This window comes from Aphanothece sacrum FPU1 (genome assembly GCF_003864295.1).
In the GTDB taxonomy this organism is placed as follows: Bacteria; Cyanobacteriota; Cyanobacteriia; order Cyanobacteriales; family Microcystaceae; genus Aphanothece_B; species Aphanothece_B sacrum.
Window position 1 is genome coordinate 103573 of sequence record NZ_BDQK01000001.1, and the last position, 23118, is coordinate 126690.

A 23118-nucleotide genomic window follows, 5' to 3' on the forward strand; every position below is an offset into this window, starting at 1 on the left:
TACCGTGAATGAATATCACTGGCGATCGCTCAATGGTTCAAACAATGGAAAAATCGTAGCTAAGTCATAGTAAAAGTATACGATGCGTAACTCCTAGAATTATAATTTATAATTCATAATTTATAATTTATAATTTATTCACTATCTTGGATAGCCCTCATTAGTTCTTGAGGATGATAAATTAAAAAATCGGGTTGATGTTGTGCTAAAATTTCAGGAGAATTAAAACCCCAAGCAACAGCAATAACTTTAACGTTACTTTTTTGTGCTGAGCGAATATCTCTGGTTTCATCTCCTACATAAATGATTTCACTCGGAATCAGTTTATGTTCTTTAAGTAATTGATTAATAACTTTATGTTTACCAAATAAAGTAGTGCCTGAATAAATAAACTCAAATAAGTTTCCTAAGTTATTACTTTTGAGAAAAGATAGGACATTCTCCTGCCTATTAGAAGTAATAATGCCTAATAAATAACCGTTTTCTTTTAACTCTTTTAGAAAATTAGGAATGCCATTAATTGGCTTAAGTTCTTGAATTTTATGCCTTAACTCTGAGGTAACTCTGTTTAATACAAAGGGAATTTTGAGCGGAGAAATTTCTGATTGTTTAATCAATTCTTTAACACTTAAATGTTTAAGCTTTTCTAAATCTTCTGAATTAACAGGTTTATAGCCAAATTCTCCCGATAAACTATTGGCAATCTCTACAAAAGCATGATAGGTATCTGCTAGGGTGCCATCAAAATCAAAAATAATTGCTTTGACTGCCATTTGTTTAAGGATTAATAATAAAGAGTACCGAATTAAGAGAAATAGAAATTAAGCCATTTTTAAGGGTGATTTTCGTCAAAATCTAGGCTACAGGATCAAAAAAGACAGTTATCACTAAATCCCTTCTCTATTTAGATTAGCACGGGCATTACGATGCCACATCTCTAGTTTAATTCTCCTTAAGGCTGATGATCGAAATCTGCTATTCCATTCCTCTAAAGATAGATTGGCTAATTCTGTCAATTTTGGGGCAATATTCTGAGGATAGGGCTGAAAATCTTCTATATCTGTCTCTTCGGCAAATCGTTGATTCCAGGGACACACATCCTGACAAATATCACATCCGGCTACCCATCCGTCTAAATGAGGTGTTATGGTATCAGGAAGTGTCTTAGCCCGATTTTCAATGGTATGATAGGCGATACAGCGATTAGCGTCTACCACAAAGGGCTGAGGAATGGCACCTGTAGGACAAGCTTCTAAACATCGGGTACAAGTGCCACAATGTTGAGTATGGGGCTGATCGGGGATTAAGGTTAAATTAGTTAATATTTCTCCTAAGAATACCCAACTGCCGTATTCTTTGGTAATAACATTGCCATTTTTAGCAATCCAACCGATTCCAGCCCGTTGCGCCCACACTTTATCCTGAATGGGGCCAGTGTCTACATAATAACGGGTTTCAATGTTTTCTGCTTGAGTTTCTAACCATTGACTGAAGGCTTTAAGTTTCTTTGTCATGACTTTATGATAATCCCTTCCCCAACCATAACGAGAGATTTTGCCGTCTTCTTTATGATTAGAATGTTGAGGAGAAGTATAATAATTTAAGGCGACACAAATAACTGATTTTACCGATGGCATACAATTATGAATATCTAAGCGTTTACCATTAGCCATCCAGTCCATATTTGCCTGATAACCTAACCCTAACCACGTCTCTAAATGATTAACCGCTTCATCATTAAATGAAGTATTAACATCAGCAATACCAACTTGATGAAACCCTAAATCAATGGCTTTTTCTTTAATTAATTGAGTCCATTCTATAGCATTCATAGTTATTTTTGTCAAACATCTTCGGTTCTATCGGACTTACTATGCTAAATTAATAATTAATGACAGACTTAAGTCTGATCCTATAAAGACTAAGTCCGCCTGCGCGGACTGCCATTATAGGTTGCCTAGGCAAACTTTATTTGTATAGCTTAACTATGAACGAGTTAAGGTCTATCATTTGTAATAATTTAGCATAACTTGTCCAGTAAGCTGTCACGCATTTAATTGACCTGTTGTGACTGCATGGGAGCGCCGGAGCAAAGGGAGCGCCGGAGAGGGGGTTTTAACGTCTGTACCAAAGTTCAAAATAAGCGGTTTAAATGCACAACAGCTTAGAACCTTATACATTTTAAATGCGTCTTAGCTTAAAAAAGAAGATTCTCAATGCCTGTACAAACGGATTTATCTGATATATTGGTTAGAATCGCCAGAATATTGTTAAAAACCTGACCATAAGACCTGTCACCCAATTCTTTACTTTAGATTAGGCATAGGGTGAGACAGGGTGTAACTAGCTACAATAACTATATTTAGGACTGTCAATTAATTAACCCATTTCTCGGTTCTTAACCTTAAGATTATGATAGCCCAAATGATTGCCCCTTTCGGTTCCTGGAAATCTCCCATTACTTCTGATGTGATCGTGGCAGGAAGTATTAGTATAGGGGGTATTATGTTCGACGCTGAGGATATTTATTGGTTAGAAGGACGACCCACAGAAGGGGGAAGAAATGTCTTAGTTAAACGCAGTCCCGATGGAACGATGTCGGATATTACCCCTCAACCGTTTAATGTGCGTAGTCGTGTCCATGAATACGGGGGAGGTTCATTTCTAGTGGTCGCAGGGATTGTCTATTTTGTTAATTTTAGCGATCAAAGACTGTATCAACAATTACCCGATCAAACTCCTCAACCTTTGACCCCAGAAGGAAACCGTCGCTATGCAGATTTAATTTTAGATAAAAAACAAAATCGTCTTATTTGTGTAAGTGAAGATCATAGTAATAATGGGGAAGAACCAGAAAATACAATTGTTAGTGTAGATATAAAGACAGGACAGATTGAAATTCTCGTTAAAGGTCATGATTTTTATTCTTCTCCTCGTTTAAGTCCCGATGGAACCCAATTAGCTTGGATTTCCTGGGATCATCCTAATATGCCTTGGGATGGTACTAAATTATGGTTAGGACACATGGAAGAAGACGGTTCTTTGGGAAAAATTATCTCAGTAGCAGGCAATACTGATGAATCTATTAGTGAACCAAAATGGTCACCTGATGGTAAATTATATTTTTCAAGTGATCGTATGGGATGGTGGAATCTCTGTTTTTATAGCAAAAAAGGGGTTATTATTTCGTTATTTCCTTTGAATGCAGAGTTTGCTTATCCCCATTGGGTATTTGGCCTCTCAACTTATACGTTTACTTCTGCTAATCAGATTATCTGTACGTTTTCTCAAGATGGACGGTGGGTTCTAGCTAGTTTAGACGTTCAAAAGCGGCAACTTAGTATTTTAGACACCCCTTATAGCAATATTGCCTCTCTCGATGCTTATAACGGTCAAATTGTCTTAATTGGAGGTTCTCCCACAGAAGCAACCGCGGCCATTTGTTTAAATATGAAAACAGGGGAAACTTTGACTCTGAAGCGATCAACAGATCTAAAAGTTGATCCTGGTTATTTATCCATTCCTCAATTAATCCCCTTTCCCACAGAAAATGGCTTAACTGCTTATGCTTGGTATTATGCCCCTCAAAATAAAGATTATATAGCCCCTGAAGGAGAATTACCCCCATTATTAGTTAAAAGTCATGGGGGGCCAACGGCGGCAGCTTCTTCTAATCTTAGTTTACGGGTGCAATATTGGACGAGTCGAGGGTTTGCTTATTTAGATGTGAACTATGGAGGAAGTACTGGTTTTGGCCGGGACTATCGTCAACGGTTAGAGGGACAATGGGGCATAGTGGATGTGGATGATTGTGTTAATGTGGCTAAATATTTGGTAGAACAAGAGATAGTTGATGGCGATCGCTTGGCTATTTCGGGAGGAAGTGCAGGAGGATACACGACTTTAGCGGCCTTAACTTTTCGAGATACATTTAAGGCCGGGGCGAGTTATTATGGAGTCGGTGATTTAGAAGCTTTGGCCAAAGATACTCATAAGTTTGAGTCCCGTTATTTAGAAAGATTAATTGGTAAATATCCTGAAGAAAAAGAAATTTATCAAGCGCGATCGCCGATTAATTTTACGGAACAATTAGCTTGTCCAGTTATTTTCTTTCAAGGATTAGAAGATAAGGTAGTTCCTTGTAATCAAGCGGAAATGATGGTAGAAGCAATTAAAGAAAAAGGTTTACCTGTTGCTTATGTAGCGTTTGAAGGGGAACAACATGGATTCCGTCGCGCTGAAAATATTAAACATGCTTTAGATGGGGAATTTTATTTTTATTCTCGTATTTTTGGCTTTGAACCGGCTGAAAATTTGCAACCAATTAATATTATGAATCTTTAATATTTTTGGTTCTACCGGACAAGTTATGCTAAATTATTACAAATAAGAGACTTTAACTCGTTCATAGTTAAGCTATACAAATAAAGGTTGCCTACGCAACCTATAATGGCAGTCCACGAAGGTGGACTTCGTTTTTATAGGATAAGGCTTTAGTCTTTTATTAATTGTTAGTTTATTTTATGTAATTAATTGTGTCTAAAAATTAACCAGACTTGCTGTTCCTTTGAGGGAAAGAATGTGATAGGTTTGTATCTGCCCTTCAAGTACCTGAGGACAGCCCCGTGTGGGAGTGCGCTGGGTAGTCAAAATTGCCTCTGTTTTAATTATGTAAAAAACCCGCCCCTACTACAAAAACCCCCTCCTACAAATTTTGTGTAATTAATTTTGTCTACCTACTTATTAGTAATTACACAGTTCCACTAATCAATTCCTGAATTTTTCGATTTTCAAAGCTAGGCTGAGAAATATAAAACCTATATTCAGTTTTTAAAAACTAAACTTAGGTTTGAGATCGCGCTTTTACAAAAAATGAGAATAAGCTAAAATACTTAAGGTGGCTCAATTCTAGTGAGAAAAAAACACTTATGGATATGTCAAATTCTAATACTCTTAAAAATCTTGAGGCGGCTTTTGGTGGGGAGTCAATGGCTAACCGCAAATATCTTTTTTTTGCTGAAGTTACGAAACAGTTGGGGATGAAAGAATTATCTAAACTATTTAAAGAAACGGCTAATCAAGAGACAGAACACGCTTTTGCTCATTTCCGTTTATTACATCCTGAATTAGTGGTTGATGACTTGTCTAGTTTAACAGAAGAAGATAAAAAGGCTATTGCTTCGCGTTGTTTAGAATTAGCTATTGAAGGGGAAACCTACGAATATACAACCATGTATCCTGAATTTGCTGATCAAGCAAAAATTGATCTCGATGAACAAGCAGCAGCCGAATTTAAAGAACAAGAAAACGAGTCAAAAGAACACGCTGCCATTTTCCGTAAAGCTGCTAGTAATTTTGGCTTTTTAACAAGTATTGAACATCATCATGCGGATCAATATACCGAAGCTTTATCTACTTTAGATGGAGTTTCTCCTCAAGCAAAAACTGTTAGTGATGATCCTGTAACTCGTAAATGGATTTGTCGTCAATGTTCTATGATTTATGATCCAATAGTTGGTGATCCAGATTCGGGAATTGTTGCAGGGACAGCGTTTGAAGATATTCCTGATGATTGGTTTTGTCCTATTTGTGGTGCGTCTAAGAAACTTTTTGTTCCTTATGAAGAAGCGATCGCCGCTTAATTAAGTAATACCATTTAATTTAGCCTCCGAAGGGAGGCTTAGTTTGTATAGTATCAGGCTTTAGTCTGTCTATCTATAGGTTTTGATTTAGCGTTAAATCAAATTTTCTAAATTATTTTGAATGACTTTTTTTTGTTCTTCATCATATCCCCATTTCTCTAAAAAAGAAGCATAAATACCTTTTCCATGAATAATAGTTGACTTTAATTTTTTTAACTTTTCTGTAACTAATTCTAAATTAAGTTGTTGAATTATCTGAGTGGTTCGCTGGCAAACTCTATCAGAACCTTGGGCTGTCTTTTCATCATTATTACGACGATGAGTTATAGCCATTGCTGAAGACATAGCCAAATTTTTAACTAATAATTCACTAACAATTTCTGGGCAAGTTTTTAACCCATTAATAACCTCTGATGATGGGTTATCTGCTAAAGAATGATCGCTAGTTAAATAAGTCACAAAAAAGCCTCTGGCACCATTTTCACTATTAACCAAAGTAGTAATCATTTCTTGAATTTCATCATCCTTTAATTGTTGAGATTCCATTGCTTCGAGCAAAGTTTCACTTAAGTTAAGAGCATCTTCAAAAGAGACGTTATTAGGAATTTGCCAATTCATAAGCAATAATTATCTAAAATCTATGAAGTTTATAGAGTTAAATCATTGATTGGATCTTGCCAATGCTTAACACAAGGAGCTAAAGTAATTAAGTCCTCGATATTTCTTTGCATTGTAGAACAAATTTGATCTAAAGGTAAGTCATTATGATCATAACCAAAAGGATTTTCAATTTCTATACCAATGGCTTCAATACCAAATACGGTAAAACTAATTAAAGCGACAATGGGGGCTGTTACCCATCCTAACTTATCAACTAATTGAAAGGGTAAAGTTAAACAATATATTAAAAGTAACTGTTTTAAATGAATGGAATAAGCTAAAGGAATCGGAGTTTTAAGAATTCTTTCACAACCTCCTAAAACATCAACCATATGATCCAATAATTTAAACATTGTTATAAGTTGATAAGAATCAATACATTTTTTTTCATATTGTTGTTGTAAATAGTCCCCAATCCAAAAAGCTATTTCTAAAGGAGGATTATTCATTGTTTTTAATTTTTCATGCCATTTTTGAGGCATAAATATAGCTAATTCATCATTAACTTTTTCATATCTTAAATGTATCTTAGTCGCTATAGAAAAGGCAATTAAAAGTCGTAAAATAACAATTTTATCTCGCCGATCTTCAATATTATTTTCTTTGATTGTCACCCAAATGGTTCGGGCTAAATTTCGTACCGTATTAACTAAATTTCCCCACAGTTTACGCCCTTCCCAATATCTTTCATAAGCAGTATTTGTGCGAAAAACTAATAGTAACCCTAAAACAATACTAGGCACGACACTTTCAAGACGTAAAGCCAAATTAATGCCAGATTTATAGAGAAATGTTATACCCAAACTGACCCCCGCACAAAACAAAACCCTTGGCAAAATAGCGGGAATAACAGAACCTCGCCATTGCCATGCCAAACGAAACCAAACTCGACCTTCTCGGTTTTGTCCAGAATTAGAGGAGTTTTTCATGATCCCCTTATTTTTTCGCCTTGGGACGGGGGAATTTAGAGGCATCAGGGAATTGCTTAACGGGTTCGTTTTTCAGGGCTTGCTCCATGAATTCACGCCAAATGGGAGCCACATAACCTCCCCCTGTAACCCCTTTTCCTAAGACACGGTTGCCATCGTCTCCGATCCAAACCGCCGTAGCTAACTGAGGGACATAACCCACAAACCAGACATTACGCTCACTATCGGTAGTTCCGGTTTTTCCAGCGGCTGGACGACCAAGATGAGCGGCCCTTCCCGTTCCTTCATTGATGACCCCTTGTAACACAGAAGTTAAGGAAGCCGTCGCCCAAGGATCAAGCACTAATTGAGGTTTGGGAGTATTATCTAATAACATATTACCCCGACTGTCTGTCACTTGTACAATAATAGTTGGATCATTGTACCAGCCATTGCTGGCAAAAGTTGCATAAGCGGTCGCCATTTCTAGGGGGGTTACGTCTCCTGCACCCAAAGGTAAGGAAGTAACCGCTTGTAATGGACTCTTAATACCAATACGACGGGCTACTTCAATAACTCTATCAATGCCCACTTTGCGCCCCACAACTACCGCAGGAACGTTACTAGATTTAATTAAAGCTGTGCGAATGGACATGGCCCCAGAATAACCTCCCCCATAGTTTTTGGGAGTATATAAGCCGCTACCATCTCTAAAGCTGACGGGACTGTCATTAACGACAGAATCTGGGGTAAATTTACCACTAGCAAAGGCTGTATAGTAAACAAAGGGTTTAAAGGATGAGCCGGGTTGACGATGGGATTGGGTAACTCGGTTTAACTGACTTTTTTCGTAATCTACTCCACCAACTATAGCTTTAATAAAATGGGTACGAGGGTCAACAGAAACGAGGGCAAGTTGTAACTCTTTGGCATAAACTCCTCGGCCTCGTAACCTACGATAACTCTGTTGCACGATATCTTGAGCTTTTTCCTGCACATAATAGTCTACGCTCGTTTGCACCCGCATTCCCCCTTTAAGGGTGGCTTCTTTGCCAAAATGCTTGTTTAACTCCTGCATTACCGTATCAGTAACATAGGGTTGTTTACTGCCACTCCAGGAAGTGGGTTTACCCATTCCTAAAGGCTGTTTATAGGCTGCGTCCGCTTGTTGGGGAGTAATCCAACCTATTTCGGTCATTCGCCCTAAAACGAGCTTTTGTCGTTCTTTAGCTGTCTGATAGTTGTTAAAAGGACTATAGGTTTCTGGGGCCTGGATTAAACCGGCCATCATGGCTGATTCAGCTAAATTGAGTTTTGATGCGGGTTTGTTAAAATAGCTTTGGGCGGCGGTTTGCACCCCATAATTATTATGACCCCAATAAATATTATTGAGGTACATTTCCATAATTTGATCTTTTTCAAACACTTGTTCTACTCGTATAGCCAGAACCGCTTCAGCAATTTTACGACTAACGGTTCTCTCACTAGATAAAAATATATTTTTTACTAGCTGCATGGTTAAAGTAGAGGCCCCTTCTACTACTCCTTTACTTTTCCAGTTGACCCACATGGCCCGACCGATACTATTGGGGTTAATGCCATGATGAAGGTAAAAGTGGCTATCTTCAATGGCCATTACTGCCCGTTTGAGTTCAGGAGAAATACGATCAAGGGGGACAACTTCTCGGTTAGCTTCGTCATGAAGTCTTGAGAGGAGTCTACCTTTAATATCGTAAATATAACTTGTTTCTGTTGGGGCGTAGGTGGTTAAAATCCGAACATCAGGGAGGTTACGGAAACTAATGGCTAATCCTACAAGTCCGCCAGCGATAATAGAACTCCCTAACAGGGCCATTCCTAGAACGGTTCCCCCAGCGATTTTCATAACGCCCTGATAAAAGGAAGCGTCAGGGGAAGGGGGTTGTTTCTTTCCTTGTTGTTGCCGAATGGTACTAGACGACACGATGTTTTTACTTCCTCACTCCGAAAGATTATATAGGAATATCAATAAACAGGTTCTAATCCGTTATTATTTTCTGGTGTTGATATAGTAGCTTACAAGAATTTCGCTAGGAGTCAATCCCTAATCTGTTATATTATGCCTTCTCTTGGGGTAAATTGGGGAACTGGACTCTTTTAAATTTCTGATATTATGGTGATTATTGGCGGTAATATGGGGTTTTACTAAGATTGAAGGGGACAGTTATTTATTTTTTGCCTGTCCCCTCTGTGATCAATTTTTTCTGATCTTATAATGCTCCTGCTGCTGTTTTGTCTAAAACTCCTGACCCTAAATGGGTGGTTAGATTAATGGCTTGTAACACAGGAGAACTATCAATTCCGTTGGGATAGTCAATCACACTGACTCCCCCATTCCCTTGTTTAATGTTCCAAAAATTGGCCGGTTCTAAGCCTAATAAATAGCATAAGATTACTTTATTAATGGCATCGTGAGCGACTACTATTCCTATGGCAGAATCGTTTAAATCACTGTATTTTTTGACCAGTTCCTGCCAACAAGCGATCGCTCGATCCCACACTTGTTGTAAGTTTTCTCCTTCTGGCATTTGGACAGTTTCTGGAGCATCTTTCCATTGTTGTAATAATCCAGGAAAGTCGTTTTCGATTTCAGTTTCTAGTTTTCCTTCCCACAGTCCATGACAAATTTCTTGCAGTTGAGGTTGTAAGTCTAAGGTAATTTCTGGATGATATTGTAGAATAATTTCGGCGGTTTCTTTAGGACGTAATAAGGGACTACTAACCCCAAAGTTTAAGGGAATATCTTTGAGAAAATCGGCAGCTTTTTGTCCTTGTGCTTTCCCATTTTCATTGAGGGGAATATCTCGTATTCCTTGAAATCTTGATTCTCGGTTCCATTGAGTTTCTCCATGACGCACTAATAATAATCTTAATCGGTTATTATCAGATCTTGGCGGTGGAATGGGAATGCCTAAATGAGATGTTTGATTGAGGGATTCAAGCTGAACAGGATCACCCCATGCTCCTGTAAAATTTAAGATGTTAATACCACAATTAGATTGCTGAATTGAATGATAATGAGAAGGTGGAATACCAACAGCATTCATAATTAAACAGCGATTTACACCATTATGAGCCACAATTAAAATGGTCTGATTTTGATGTTGAGAAAGTAGGTTTTTCCAAAAGTCTTCAACCTGTTCATATAAGGAAAGAACCGGAAAATGTTCTCTATTTTCTTCCTCTGAAGAAAGAACCATTTTAAATTCGTGAGGTCGTTCTTTCCAACAAGCGTATTCTGTGGGAAATTTCTCTTTAACTTCCTGTTTAGGTAATTTTTCCCACAAGGGTAAATCTATCTCTAAAAGTTGCTCTGTTGGCAATAAATTTGGGGGTTCGGAGAAACAATTTTGAATGATTTCTGCTGTCTGTTTGGCCCGTTGTAAAGGACTACAATAAATCCCATCAATAGGCAGTAAACTAAGGGTATTTCCCAAAGTTTGAGCATCTTGAATGCCTTTTTCTGTTAATACCGAGTAGTCGGTACGTCCTTGTATTCTCTTTTGAGCATTGTAGCTGCTTTGTCCATGACGCACTATAATAACGCGAGTAGCCAAGATTCCTATCCTCTTTCTATATGAATTCTAGATTACAGGGTCTTGAGACTTTCCGACTATCTAATGTTCCAGTTAATCCTCAAAACCGCTTTAAACTTCATCTCTATTATGACACTTATTAAACCATATTTACATAAAAATATTATACCACAAAGTCAAACTAAATTCAATATCTTATTAATCAGCATATTTGCTATTATTACTCTTTTAGGTATTCTTAATCATGCCATGTGGCGCGATGAGATTAATGGTTGGTTAATCGCTAGAGATAGTGTTTCTCTTTCACAATTTATCCAGAATATTCAATATGAAGGACATCCTATTCTTTGGTATTTTTGCTTATGGATATTGAATCAATTAACTTCTAATCCTATAGCAATGCAGATTTTTCATTGGTTTATTGCTGTTGGCTGTTTTTCTCTTTTTATTTTATTTTCTCCTTTTACTAAACAACAAAAAATATTATTTATTTTCGGTTATTTACCTCTTTATGAATATTCTTTAATAAGTCGCAATTATTCAATCGGTATTTTTTGTATTTTTCTGTTTTGCACTTGTTTTTTTATTCGTCATAAAACCTATATTCCTTTAGCTATTATTTTAGTAATTATGGCTAATACGAATGCTTATTGTTTACTGTTATCTATGGCCTTAGCTTTAACTTTAGCATTTGAATATATCTTTCAATCTTATCTTGCTTATGAAACCAAGGCCAATATCAATAATATTATCTTAGCAATCATAATTTTTAGTATTGGTATTTTGCTGTCAATATTAATGTTAATACCTCCTCAAGATAGCACATTACAAGGAGGTGCAAGTCAATGGATATTAGAGTTTGATTGGAATCGTTTAAATCAAACTATTACTAGAATTTGGCGAAGTTATATTTTAATTTTAATTCCTTCTGACTCTAAACCGTTTGATCTTGTTTTATTTGCTATCCTATCTCTAGGATTATTTGGGTTTTGCATAACAATGTTAATCAGAAAACCTGTTGTTTTATTCTTTTATATTATCGCTAGTTTGCAATTTTTATTATTCACCTATATTAAATTTTTAGGTTCTCAAAGACATTATGGACATTTATATATTATCTTAATAAGTTCTCTATGGCTAAGTAATTACTATAAATCATCAAACTTATTCATCAAATATCTTAATCAACTTCCCCATAAACTCAAACACATATGGTTAAATTGGTTTCGCTTTGTTAATCATTATAAAACTATCTTCATTATGATAATTTTGTGGCTACAATTAATTGCAGGGGGGGTCGCTTTTGGTCGAGATTTATTGACTCCATATTCTGCTAGTCGTGCTACCGCTAATTTTATCAAAGAGAATAATCTTTTTACTAATATTATTGTTGGTAGTGAAGATTTTACCGTCTCTCCTATTAGTGGTTATCTGAATCAAAAAATTTATTATCCTGAAAATCAAAAACTAGGTAGTTATGTTCTTTTTAGTGACCAGAGAAAACTCGTTGAAGATAGGGAAATTTTAGCCCAAATTAGTCAATTAATAACCCCAGAAAATCCCAAGGTTTTACTGATCTTAAACAGAGAGTTACAAGACAAAAGAGATGATCTTAATATTGCTTTTGTCGCTAAGTTTAAGAAAGCCTTTATTTATAACGAAAAATACTATCTTTATCAATTATATAAAAAATCTAATCTTTAAGCATAATGTCTATATTTTCTGCTGATTTAAAATCTAAAAAAACTGATCTAATCTGGTTCTTAATATTCTTACTTGCTGCCTTATTTTTATGGTTAATAAACCTTGGTAATTTACCTCTACGTGATTGGGATGAGGGTTATTATGGAACAGTTGCAAAAGATATGTTTCATAGCGGTAACTGGTTATATCTCACCTATTATAATCAACCTTTTTTACTGAAACCTCCTTTAATTATTTGGTTAATTAATCTTAGTTATAAAATCGGAGGTATTAATGAATTTACCACTAGGTTTCCCTGTGCTTTTTTAACAGCTTGTGGAGTTCCTCTGTTATATTTAGTAAGTAGAAATCTTTTTTATGATCGCCTTCCAGCTATTTTCAGTAGTTTAGTTTATTTAACTTTATTACCTGTGGTTCGTCATGGAAGATTAGCCATGATAGATGGGATAATAAATACCTTTTTTATTGTGGCAATTTTCTGTTTATTAAAATCCCGTAAACAACCTAATTGGGCTATAGGAATTGGAATATCTTTAGGATTAATCGCCTTAAGTAAAGGTATTTTAGCCATTGCTTTAGGTGGTATTATTGTAATTTACTGTTTCTTTGATAATCCTAAATATATAAGCAAAAATTCTGCTTTATGGATAGGATTAATATTAGGATTTTTACCAGTCTTTACTTGGTATATATTACAAATAAATCACTATGGAGAACTCTTTATTGAAGTTCATTTTAAACAACAAAACTTTGATCGTTTGTCAACTTCAGTAGAAGGAAATAAAGGATCAATTTTTTATTATTTTATTGAATTGATTAAATATAGTTTCCCTTGGTTTATTTTTTTGCCAACAGCGTTAAAATGGGCTTGGGAAAAACGACAAGAAAATTGGGCAAAATTAAGTATAATAGGCTTAGGTCTATTTATGGGTATAATTTCGATAATGGCAACTAAATTACCTTGGTATATTATGCCCATTTATCCTTTATTTTCTTTAGTCATTGCTGTTTATTTAGCTAAACTTTACGAGAAGAAAAAATCCTATCCTCAATTTTTAGCCTTTTTGTTATTTATGGGCAGTGGAATAGTGTTAATGGCAGGAATATATTTAGGAATAGAAGAAAACAAAATAAGTTTACTAATTATTACTTTTTCATTGACAATTACATTATTTTCTGCTGCCTGGAAACTGAAAAATAAATCCCCCAATTTTGTTGCTATTTTAGGCATTGGGTTATATATTAATCTTGGGTCATTAATGATGTCTTCAGAGTGGATTTGGGAATTAAATGAATCATTTTCAGTGAAACCCGTTGCTACTTTAATTAGAGAAAATACACCCCCAGGAACTATTATTTATACCTCTTTTCCTTATAGCCGTACTAGCTTAGATTTTTACAGTGATCGCCAAGTTCTGGCTGATAATAAAGATAATTTGCAAAAATTAGCCTCTCAGACATCCTATTTATTATTAGATAAAAATGCTCAAGACAATTTAAGGTTATCTCATGGTAAAATATTAGGAGAAGCAGAAGGATTTATCTTACTTAAAACTTTCCCAGAATCAAAATCATCAAGGAATAAACAATGACGCGAAAACAATTAGTTTTATTAGTATTAACCCTTATTGCCTTAATTCCTGTTCTCTTATCACTCATCGCTAGTATTAATCAACCTCAAATACAAGCCAATTTACAACTATATCAAACTAATTTAGTATTGCAAGCTTCAGAATTTTCTGAGCAAATCTTTCAAGAAAATAATCCCAACGTAAATATTGAGTTAGGAGAAATTATGACGGCTTTAATAGGGAAAAATGTTTCTAAAAATGCCCTAAAACAGTATCAAGAAGCGCGTCAATTATCTCAAAATAATTTAGATAATCTCGAAAATCAATTACAAGTAATTAATCCTAATTATTCTGTTTCAAATACTTTGATTTCTTCTCCAAATCCAAAACAATTAAATGAAAAAATTAATAAACAAAGAGAGGCAATTAATGAATTAGATTTAAAACTAGGAATTTTAGAAGCACAAGAAGGAAATACATCTCAATCATTAACGACTTGGAATAATTTACAGTCAACTTCTCTAAAAAATATCACAGATGTTGTAATTGGATTATGGAGTCCCACTTATCGGATATATCCTGAGTCAGAATTAATCATTAACGATAATTTAAAAGGATGGTTTCGCTATCGAATTTTAAAAGAACTATATCAAATTGAAGATCGTCAATCTGACTTAATTGACTTAAAACAAAAAGAACAACAAATAGCAATTTATTCTTTAAAAAAGTTAATTCTAGTAAGTATTATTCCTCTATTTTTAGGGATAATTGGATTTGGTTTATTTCTATTTCTCATGTTTCAATTAGTTATCAAAAAAGAACAATCAATTTTATTTATTGGTCAAGAACTATCTTGGAAAACTCCCTGGAATTTTGAAACTATTTTACAAGTTTTAATCGTTGGATTTTTCTTTTTTGGGCAAATTGTTCTGCCAGTTTTATTTGGTTTTCTGAACATTGATATAAGTTACCTCAGTTTACGAGGTAAAGCTATCTATGTTTTAGCCAGTTACTTATCTTTAAGTTTAGGAGGTCTTGTTGTTCTTTATATCTCAATAAAACCTTTTTTCCCTTTACCAAAAGATTGGTTTAAATTTGAACTAAATAAAGGGATTGTTTGGGGAATTAGTGGATATTTAGTTGCCTTACCTTTAGTCGTATTAATCTCATTAATTAACCAACAAATTTGGAACGGACAAGGAGGAAGTAATCCTCTCTTATCTCTTGCCTTAGAATCTCAAGATAAAATCGTTTTAGCTATCTTTTATATTACCGCAGCGATCGCCGCTCCTGTTTATGAAGAAATCATGTTTAGAGGCTTTTTATTACCCTCTCTGACTCGTTATGTTCCAGTTTGGGGTGCTATTGTCATCAGCAGTCTAATTTTCGCCCTTGCACATCTAAACTTATCCGAAGTCTTACCCCTAGCAGTGTTAGGAATAGTATTGGGAACCGTTTATACACGCTCACGAAATCTTCTATCATCCATGTTACTCCATAGCCTCTGGAATAGTGGCACATTATTCAGTCTTTTTTTATTAGGAAGTGGCGGCAATTAAGGTTCTACCGAACTTGCCATGTAAAATTAATAAATCAATACAGGCTAAAGCCTTATTCTATAAACACAAAGGCTGTCTACACAGCCTAATTTTAAGCCTGGGTAGCCAGGCTTAGTTTCTATAGCTTAACCCGATCGGGTTAAGCCTGTAATTTGTAATCGTTTTACATCCTACTAAGTTCGGTAGAACCGTAATTAATGCTAAAATTAAATTATAGAAGTCCTAAATCATTTGTGAAAAGTGTCACGCCGCATCTTGCCTGTGAGATTCTATTTTCTGACAAATCAAATAGGATTCCTACTTAATTAGTTAATCCACAAATAGGCCATGAAACTTCAGTTATCATCCCAACAACTCGTTAAATTGTTAGCTACAATTGTTGTCATTGGAGTGAGTATCACTGGAATTATTCTCTTACAGAAATCTCGTATTAAACCACCAGAAGAAATCCTGACCCAAAAAGAATACCAACAACAAGAACAACTTGAAAAAATCCAGCTAGATGTGTTAAAAGGATTTCCCACTTTAGGGTATAATAACTTAATGGCTGACTGGTTGTATTTGCGGTTTATTCAATACTTTGGTGATCAAAACGCTCGTAGACAAACAGGATATGGCCTCAGTCCCGACTATTTTGATTTAATTGTATCGAGAGATCCCTTATTCGTAAATTCTCATTTAAAACTAGCTGTTTCTACTTCACTTTTTGCTGGATACCCACAAAAAACAGTGGAGTTTCTGGGAAAAAGTCTGGAAAAAATTCCCCCGAAATTGGAAGCTCCTGTTTATCCTCCCTATTATCTCTGGATTTATAAAGGAATTGACCAATTATTATTTTTAGGAGACATAGAAGGGGCTAAACATTCTAATACAATGGCGGCAAAATGGGCCGAGACTTACCCAGATGAAGCCAGTCAACGTACTGCTGCCAATAAACGGGAAACCGTTAAATTTTTAGAGAACAATCCTAAGAGCAAAATACCTCAAATTGGTGCCTGGGCGCAAGTTTTATCGGGCGCAGCAGACAAAAAAACTGAAGATCGGGCCTTAGCTGAAATTCAAGCATTAGGAGGTCAAATTATTAGGACTCCTGATGGCAGACTCAATGTCCGAGTCCCAGACAACATTCGATAAATTGTAACAATATGTAACTATTTTACCACTTCCTCAGATCATCTATTAACGAGAGTCTAGCCGTGAGGTAATCTAGATCAGGTGTCTGTTTTAATTATTTGCTTAGGCCATAATCCATGTCCGTCTCTAGTCGCTCCATTCGTATCGGTTCCCGTAAAAGTCAATTAGCCCTGGTACAGACCTATTGGGTGCAAGCAGAACTCCAAGGTCACTATCAAGACCGGCAATTTGACGTAGAAACCATGAGTACCCAAGGGGACAAAATCCTTGATGTTCCTCTAGCTAAGATTGGGGATAAAGGGTTATTTACCAAAGAATTAGAAGTCGCTATGCTCGAAAATCAAGTAGACTTAGCGGTACATTCTCTCAAAGATTTACCCACCAAACTCCCAGACGGTTTAATGCTAGGCTGTGTCACCAAACGAGTAAATCCGGCCGATGCGTTAGTCGTCAATGAAAAACATCGAGATAAACAGTTAGAAACCTTACCTGAAGGGTCTGTTATTGGGACTTCTTCCCTACGTCGCTTAGCTCAACTGCGTCATCACTTCCCCCATTTAAGCTTTAAAGATGTACGGGGCAATGTCAATACCCGATTAGCTAAACTTGATGCAGGGGAATATGATGCCATTATCCTCGCTGTGGCGGGGTTAGAACGCTTAGATATGGCCGACCGTGTTCATCAAGTCATTTCCTCTGATATCTCCCTTCATGCCGTCGGACAAGGGGCTTTAGGGATTGAATGTCGTACAGGGGATCAAGAAATCTTAAATTTACTCAAAGCCTTAGAACACAAACCAACCCGCGATCGCTGTTATGCAGAACGGGCGTTCTTGCGAGAATTAGAAGGGGGTTGTCAAGTTCCCATTGGGGTCAACACCCACATTGAGGGAAATATGTTAAATTTGACGGGTATGGTAGCCAGTCTCGATGGTCAACAAATGTTGAAAAATACAATTAGTGGGCCGTGTGAGGAAGCAGAACAACTTGGCCGAGAACTTGCTATGCAACTGAGGAATTCGGGTGCAGGAGCTATTTTAGCCGAGATTTTTGCTCAAATTGGGCGAGAATAACATTACTGAAGTTGCTCAGAAGTTAATTCATTTATTACCTCTTGAGCGATCACCATACTGAAGCGAATTTGCTCAATTTCGGACAATTCTTGCCAGTCCCCTTGTTTAATGATTGTTCGTCCTCGCATAGCATAAGCTAGAGGACGGGCAAATACTTCTAAATCTTCCTCTGTCCAAGCACTCCAGAGAGGTTTGACACATTCAACCAATTGATTAAGTTGAGATAAATTTTGCCTAAGTAATGCCTGAGCTTTATTGACAATGGTTTCTAACCAACTATCAGGCACGAATTGACCAAATCTCTCTTTTAAGGAAGTTTTCATATCTGAGTTGTCTACGGATGACCAACAGTCATTTAAACGAGAGAAAAACATATCTGCTTGTTCCTCAATTTCTAGGTCATCTAAAGTATTAACCAGGGGAAATTCTGCTTCGAGTTGCTGAAAATAAGCTTCTGCATCAGGGTTGGTGGGGTCCCAATTGTAACTATCTTCCGTTTCGAGTAGAACGTCTAATAAGTTTTCGGTGAGGGGGTCAAGGGAGTCGCCAAATTCTAGGAAAGAAGGGGGTTGGTTAGTCATAAATAAATGTCCTTATGATTAAGAGTGATGGCTCAATACTCTCAGCTACAGAGAATAATTCGCAGTTTCCGTAAAAACTTAATTTTTGTTTTTAATCTTAAAGAGATGGGGCCAAATCAAACAATAATATCTCAGAAACAGGAGAAATTCCTTTATTATTAATAATTTCAACTGAAGAGATGCAAGTCTCATCTGCGGCCGCCAACTCTTGTTAGTCCAATTGAATGATACCACAGGTTACTTAAAATCTCACCTGGTTCTCCCGTATTTATACGTATAAAAAAATCTTATATTTGGTAGGATTTGTTACTTGCGGGGATTATTTTGAGGAAAAACCCATAAGTTTTAATCCGCGCTCTAACCCACCTAGTAAAATATTGTAGCTGATTATACATTTTAATCATAGATACAGAAGAGCTAGAACCCCCACCATAATCATTGATTTGGTGGGAGGTTATTCAATTACCGAATATATTCTTTGAGAATACTATTACGATTAGGATGGCGCAATTTGCGTAAAGCTTTTGCTTCAATTTGACGAATTCTTTCACGGGTAACATTAAAAATTTGCCCGATTTCCTCTAAAGTTTTCATTCGTCCATCATCTAAGCCATAACGTAACCGTAAGACATCCCGTTCTCGTGGACTAAGAGTATCAAGAACATTTTCTAAATCTTCCCGTAAGAGATTTTTCGATACCTCATCTTCTGGAGTTTCTCCATCAGCTTCAATAAAATCCCCCAACCGAGAATCTTCTTCTTTACCGATGGGGGTTTCTAAGGATATGGGTAACTGGGCTGATTTAGCAATGAAGCGTAATTTTTCGATAGTCATCTCCATGCGGTCTGCAATCTCTTCTTCTGTGGGTTTGCGGCGCATTTCTTGAGACAAAATCTTCGTTGTTTTCTTGATGCGAGAGATCGTTTCATACAGATGAACAGGAAGACGAATAGTACGGGATTGATCCGCGATCGCTCTAGTAATAGCTTGACGAATCCACCAAGTGGCGTAAGTTGAGAACTTATAGCCTTTTTCGTGATCAAACTTTTCGGCAGCGCGAATTAACCCTAAAGACCCTTCTTGAATGAGATCTTGGAAAGATAAACCACGATTCATGTATTTTTTGGCAATAGAAACCACCAAACGGAGGTTAGAATGTACCATTTTGTCTTTAGCTCTGCGCCCTAAATACAAACGACGTTTAAATCGGGTGAGATACTCCTTAGATTGTAAGTTCCAATCTTTTTCTGACTCATTAATTATCTCGGTTTTACCGAGATAATTTCTTAATTCAGAACCTTTAGGATCTCTAGATAACTGGAGACGAAGGATTTCTTCGGCATTTTCCCATTGAAAAATCCGTTTAGCCCATTCCGTATCCGTGGGAAATCTGCCCAAAGTTTCAGCGAGATCTTCCTCTCGTATCCGTTCAAGTTTCAGTAAATCAGCAATTTTGCGAGCTAATTCGATTTCTTCTTCGGCCCGCAAGAGTCGAATACGTCCAATTTCTTGCAGATAAACCCGAATTGAATCCTCGGTGTAAGGTTTCTTCTTAGTTTGATCACGACGACGAGAAGCAGCGAGTTTGCGAGTTTTTTTCTCGCCTGGTTCTGTTATTACCTCATCGAGGTTCTCCTCGATGCCTAAGTCTATATCTTCCTCTTCGAGATCAAACAATATTATGTCCATCTGAGGCTCATCCAGGGTTAATAGGTCATTAGCCTGCGTCATGCCGTTTTCCTCTTGCTCCTTCAGTGCAAAACTAGAAGTTAGGTTTGATTGTTGATTGAGTTAATTCTAATGAGTCTAACTCGATAATTTTTGGGATGAATTCCTGGTTTCTAGAGGGAAATAGAGTTAGTCGCATTAATTTTGACCTAAGTTCTTATAATCCCAACCATGAATTACGGATCATCCCCTAGGGAAAGCTCCCTAAGAAAAGTTACGGGTCAAGAAAATTGAAGACCTCTCCGATTGTAGCCTCGATTACAAAAAATCGGGTACACTTTTTGATTTAATTGCATAGGATTCTCGAAATCTTTGGGAATGGGATCTGGTACCTCGGCAATAATTTCCATAGGACTCGTCTGCTTAAAACACATCGAAAATACTCCTAATTAAGTTGTCTAACTGCTTTTACTCTGTTCAACCTATTGAGAAAAGTCTCATTACCCAGACAAAAGTATTAGTAGCGAAAAACAACTAAAGTTAAGGCACAATGCAGTCCGTACCCAGCACAAACTGGGTTAGACTAGCTAACATTCCCTAAAATAAGGGAAACCGCCCTTAATGGTGGTTCAATTGTTAGGGATTGTATTTAATGGTACTCAGTAATTTAGCTGTATCCATCCTCACACATCGCTCATTATTACCCCAAAAGTGGAGTACGCTGGTTCTTGGTGAGAGACAAGAATTAGTGGTTTTACTTATACGTTAGCAAAGTTTTTCATATATCGATCAATTCAAGGTTAATAACCTTTAGTCAATATCAAAGTTTGATGACCCGAATTTAGACACTAAGACCGAAGATCATCTAATTTTTATGCATAAACCACCAAAATGTATTATGATTTGTCAACATTCTTCTTGTCAGGCGGCAGGTTCCGAAAAAGTGTTATTTGCGTTTCAGGTAGGGAATTTACCTCCTAATACAATAGTAATGTCTACGGGATGCCAGGGACAGTGTAGTAGTGGCCCAACGGTACGAATTTTACCGGAGGAAACCTGGTATTGTCGAGTAAAAGTGACAGATATTCCCGCCATTGTTGAAGAACATTTAAAGCAAGGAAAGCCCATTAAAGATAAATTTAATCCGCGTATACATCAATTTGATTTTGATGATACTTAGTGTTAACTCCAATCATCAAAGGGATGAAAATAACTATCTAATAAACCTGTAAATAAAGCATCTAATTTATGAGTTGAATATTGGGGTTTAATTAATAGATATTTAGCCTCAATAAAATACTGTTTAATTCTTGACAAGGAAAAGCCTTCTAATGGTTGGGGACGGGCAGTTATTTGAGGAGTTCCCAGAGACAGAACATTCAACCAAACGTCTAAACTAACAGGTAATTGAGTCGTTAAACGAAACTTAATTTTATTCTCTGATAAAGACTCTACATAAGTAGAATTGAGAAAGGGTTGATATTGAGAAGCGTTGGAAGTTAACTGTTGAATAAACCCTAAACTAACACCTTTCATTAAGTGTCGGACAGGTTCCGCTTGTACTCCCATTATTTCTCGAACTAAAGTATTTTGTCCCATCGCACTATCACTATTACTAATATCTGTGACACTCATATGAGTTGCACCTAAAGCAACAATGAGATATTTATCTCCAGATAGTTGTTTAAAAGGTTGTAATTGATGGGAAATAATCGGAGTAATTCCATCATCAGAAGATGATAAAATCAAAGTGGGTATTTTAACTTGAGAAAGATTATTACCAAATAATTGACCAATAATAGGATTGATAGCAATCACTTGTTTAATACGCTGATCTTTAAACTTTCTTTCACTATAAGGTAACTCAGCCGCAGCGCATTGTAACCAGTCGGCAGGAGAACGTCCTAATGGTAGATTTTCGTCACAAAAACGACGTAAATTTTTAAGATCTAAGGTTGCACCGGCTAAAGCTAAGGCAGTATATCCGCCAAAAGAATGACCAATTATACTAACTTTTTCGGTATTAAATTTTCCATTTAATGGGGAATCTTCTTGATTTAATAAACCTAATTGAGTTAAAATAAAACTAATATCTTGGGGACGATTAATAAATTCATCCGGGGGTAAAATTTGACTTAATTTTAAACCCGCAGCCGTTTTTACTAAAGCATGAATATCACTTCCTGGATGTTCCACAGAGACAACTGTTAAACCATAAGAAGCTAAATGACGGCCCAAATAACGCAAGAATTTTCTATCTGCTGCAAACCCATGAGACATTACCACTAAAGGCCCTTGAGTTTTTTTAGCATAATAAACATCAACTGTAATTTTTCTTTGGCGACTGGTATCATTAAAAATTAAAGTATCTGTAACAATTGTCTCTTGACCAGGAACAGTCGGATCAAAGTTAGGAGAAATAACAGGAGGTGAAGTTGATTTTAAAGCATCGGCTAAATGAGGAACTAATAATTGACTTTGTAAAAAAGAACCATTGAGTTGAACTGCTAAGTTTGCTGCTTGGGAAAGATCAACCGTTAGACTTTCTTGAGGATAAACTCGAACAAAATTGATAAGACTTAATTGACTTGTTTGTTGTAGGAGTAATTTTAAAGCTTGTTTGAGTTGTTGGGAGTTACTTTCAGGTAAAGCACTATTAATTTGTTTGAGTAATTTATCACCATCTCCATTCTTAAAAAGATCGGCTAAAAATTGTTCAGCAATGAGGGGATCAATATTAAAATGTTGTGATAAAATTTGCTTAACTTCAGGTGTGAATAAAAAACTATAGGGTTTAAGATTTGTCGATAATTCTCCTGTATTAGCAAATTTTTCTAATTCATCAACTGTAACCGTCTGTTGTAGTGGACCTAAACGTAAAATTAAGCGTTCGGCGGCGGATACAGGAGAACTTAAAAAGCCAACAGATAATAAAATAGTCGATAAACTACTAATTAATTTGATGATTAAGGGTGAGGACTTTAGGAAAGGTTTCATGGCTGCAAATTCAAAAGAATAGATAGCTATTATTGCCCCACACTGA

17 protein-coding genes are annotated in these 23118 nt (G+C 36.2%); 8 read left to right on the top strand and 9 right to left on the bottom strand.

The window, feature by feature from the left end; genetic code table 11:
- Nucleotides 1-134: 134 nt before the first annotated feature.
- Nucleotides 135-773, bottom strand: a complete 639-nt coding sequence (locus AsFPU1_RS00470; protein WP_124974324.1) for an HAD hydrolase-like protein — start codon at nt 771-773, stop codon at nt 135-137.
- 114 nt (nt 774-887) lie between these two features.
- The gene (gene queG / locus AsFPU1_RS00475; RefSeq protein WP_124974326.1) at nt 888-1832 is read right to left on the bottom strand and encodes a tRNA epoxyqueuosine(34) reductase QueG; all 945 of its coding nucleotides are present in this window, start codon (nt 1830-1832) and stop codon (nt 888-890) included.
- 580 nt (nt 1833-2412) lie between these two features.
- Between queG and AsFPU1_RS00480 the strand changes: the two genes are divergently transcribed.
- A complete protein-coding gene (locus tag AsFPU1_RS00480) occupies nt 2413-4344 on the top strand; it encodes a S9 family peptidase (protein WP_124974329.1) in 1932 nt (643 codons plus the stop codon).
- Between the two features lie 584 nt (nt 4345-4928).
- Nucleotides 4929-5642 carry a rubrerythrin family protein gene (locus AsFPU1_RS23380; protein WP_124974331.1) on the top strand — a complete coding sequence of 238 codons (714 nt, stop codon included), beginning with the start codon at nt 4929-4931 and terminating at the stop codon, nt 5640-5642.
- A gap of 93 nt (nt 5643-5735) precedes the next feature.
- Here the strand turns inward: AsFPU1_RS23380 and AsFPU1_RS00490 are convergent, their stop codons facing one another.
- The 4 genes from AsFPU1_RS00490 to AsFPU1_RS00505 form a co-directional block, all read right to left on the bottom strand.
- Nucleotides 5736-6260, bottom strand: coding sequence for a sll1618 family protein (locus AsFPU1_RS00490; RefSeq protein WP_124974333.1), 525 nt, complete (start codon nt 6258-6260; stop codon nt 5736-5738).
- A 29-nt stretch (nt 6261-6289) separates the two neighbouring features.
- Nucleotides 6290-7231, bottom strand: a complete 942-nt coding sequence (locus tag AsFPU1_RS00495) for a bestrophin family protein (RefSeq protein ID WP_227873494.1) — start codon at nt 7229-7231, stop codon at nt 6290-6292.
- 7 nt (nt 7232-7238) lie between these two features.
- Nucleotides 7239-9173, bottom strand: coding sequence for a transglycosylase domain-containing protein (locus AsFPU1_RS00500; protein ID WP_124974337.1), 1935 nt, complete (start codon nt 9171-9173; stop codon nt 7239-7241).
- Nucleotides 9174-9459: 286 nt separating this feature from the next.
- A complete protein-coding gene (locus AsFPU1_RS00505; RefSeq protein WP_124974339.1) occupies nt 9460-10806 on the bottom strand; it encodes a histidine phosphatase family protein in 1347 nt (448 codons plus the stop codon).
- Between the two features lie 108 nt (nt 10807-10914).
- On the opposite strand from AsFPU1_RS00505, the gene AsFPU1_RS00510 reads away from it, so the two are divergent.
- The 5 genes from AsFPU1_RS00510 to hemC all read left to right on the top strand — a co-directional run bounded on the left by AsFPU1_RS00510 (nt 10915) and on the right by hemC (nt 17826).
- Nucleotides 10915-12489: a hypothetical protein gene (locus AsFPU1_RS00510; RefSeq protein WP_125061018.1), complete on the top strand. Its 1575-nt coding sequence runs from the start codon at nt 10915-10917 to the stop codon at nt 12487-12489.
- 5 nt (nt 12490-12494) lie between these two features.
- Nucleotides 12495-14081 (top strand): ArnT family glycosyltransferase, encoded by a 1587-nt coding sequence (locus AsFPU1_RS00515; RefSeq protein ID WP_125061019.1) that lies wholly within the window; start codon nt 12495-12497, stop codon nt 14079-14081.
- On the top strand, nt 14078-15619 hold the full coding sequence (locus AsFPU1_RS00520) for a CPBP family intramembrane glutamic endopeptidase (protein WP_124978125.1): 1542 nt from the start codon (nt 14078-14080) through the stop codon (nt 15617-15619). Before AsFPU1_RS00515 ends, AsFPU1_RS00520 begins: the two co-directional genes overlap by 4 nt.
- A 327-nt stretch (nt 15620-15946) precedes the next feature.
- Nucleotides 15947-16753 carry a hypothetical protein gene (locus AsFPU1_RS00525; RefSeq protein ID WP_124978127.1) on the top strand — a complete coding sequence of 269 codons (807 nt, stop codon included), beginning with the start codon at nt 15947-15949 and terminating at the stop codon, nt 16751-16753.
- A 116-nt stretch (nt 16754-16869) separates the two neighbouring features.
- Complete coding sequence (hemC, locus tag AsFPU1_RS00530; protein ID WP_124978129.1) at nt 16870-17826, top strand: hydroxymethylbilane synthase; 957 nt, start codon at nt 16870-16872, stop codon at nt 17824-17826.
- A gap of 2 nt (nt 17827-17828) precedes the next feature.
- On the opposite strand, the gene AsFPU1_RS00535 is transcribed toward hemC, so the two are convergent.
- A complete protein-coding gene (locus AsFPU1_RS00535) occupies nt 17829-18407 on the bottom strand; it encodes a hypothetical protein (RefSeq protein WP_124978131.1) in 579 nt (192 codons plus the stop codon).
- A 462-nt stretch (nt 18408-18869) separates the two neighbouring features.
- Nucleotides 18870-20162 carry an RNA polymerase sigma factor RpoD gene (gene rpoD, locus AsFPU1_RS00540; RefSeq protein ID WP_227873654.1) on the bottom strand — a complete coding sequence of 431 codons (1293 nt, stop codon included), beginning with the start codon at nt 20160-20162 and terminating at the stop codon, nt 18870-18872.
- 787 nt (nt 20163-20949) lie between these two features.
- Between rpoD and AsFPU1_RS00545 the strand changes: the two genes are divergently transcribed.
- On the top strand, nt 20950-21255 hold the full coding sequence (locus AsFPU1_RS00545) for a (2Fe-2S) ferredoxin domain-containing protein (RefSeq protein WP_124978135.1): 306 nt from the start codon (nt 20950-20952) through the stop codon (nt 21253-21255).
- Nucleotides 21256-21257: 2 nt separating this feature from the next.
- On the opposite strand, the gene AsFPU1_RS00550 is transcribed toward AsFPU1_RS00545, so the two are convergent.
- Entirely contained in the window at nt 21258-23072 is a 1815-nt protein-coding gene (locus AsFPU1_RS00550; protein WP_124978137.1) for an alpha/beta hydrolase, read from the bottom strand.
- Nucleotides 23073-23118: the final 46 nt, after the last annotated feature.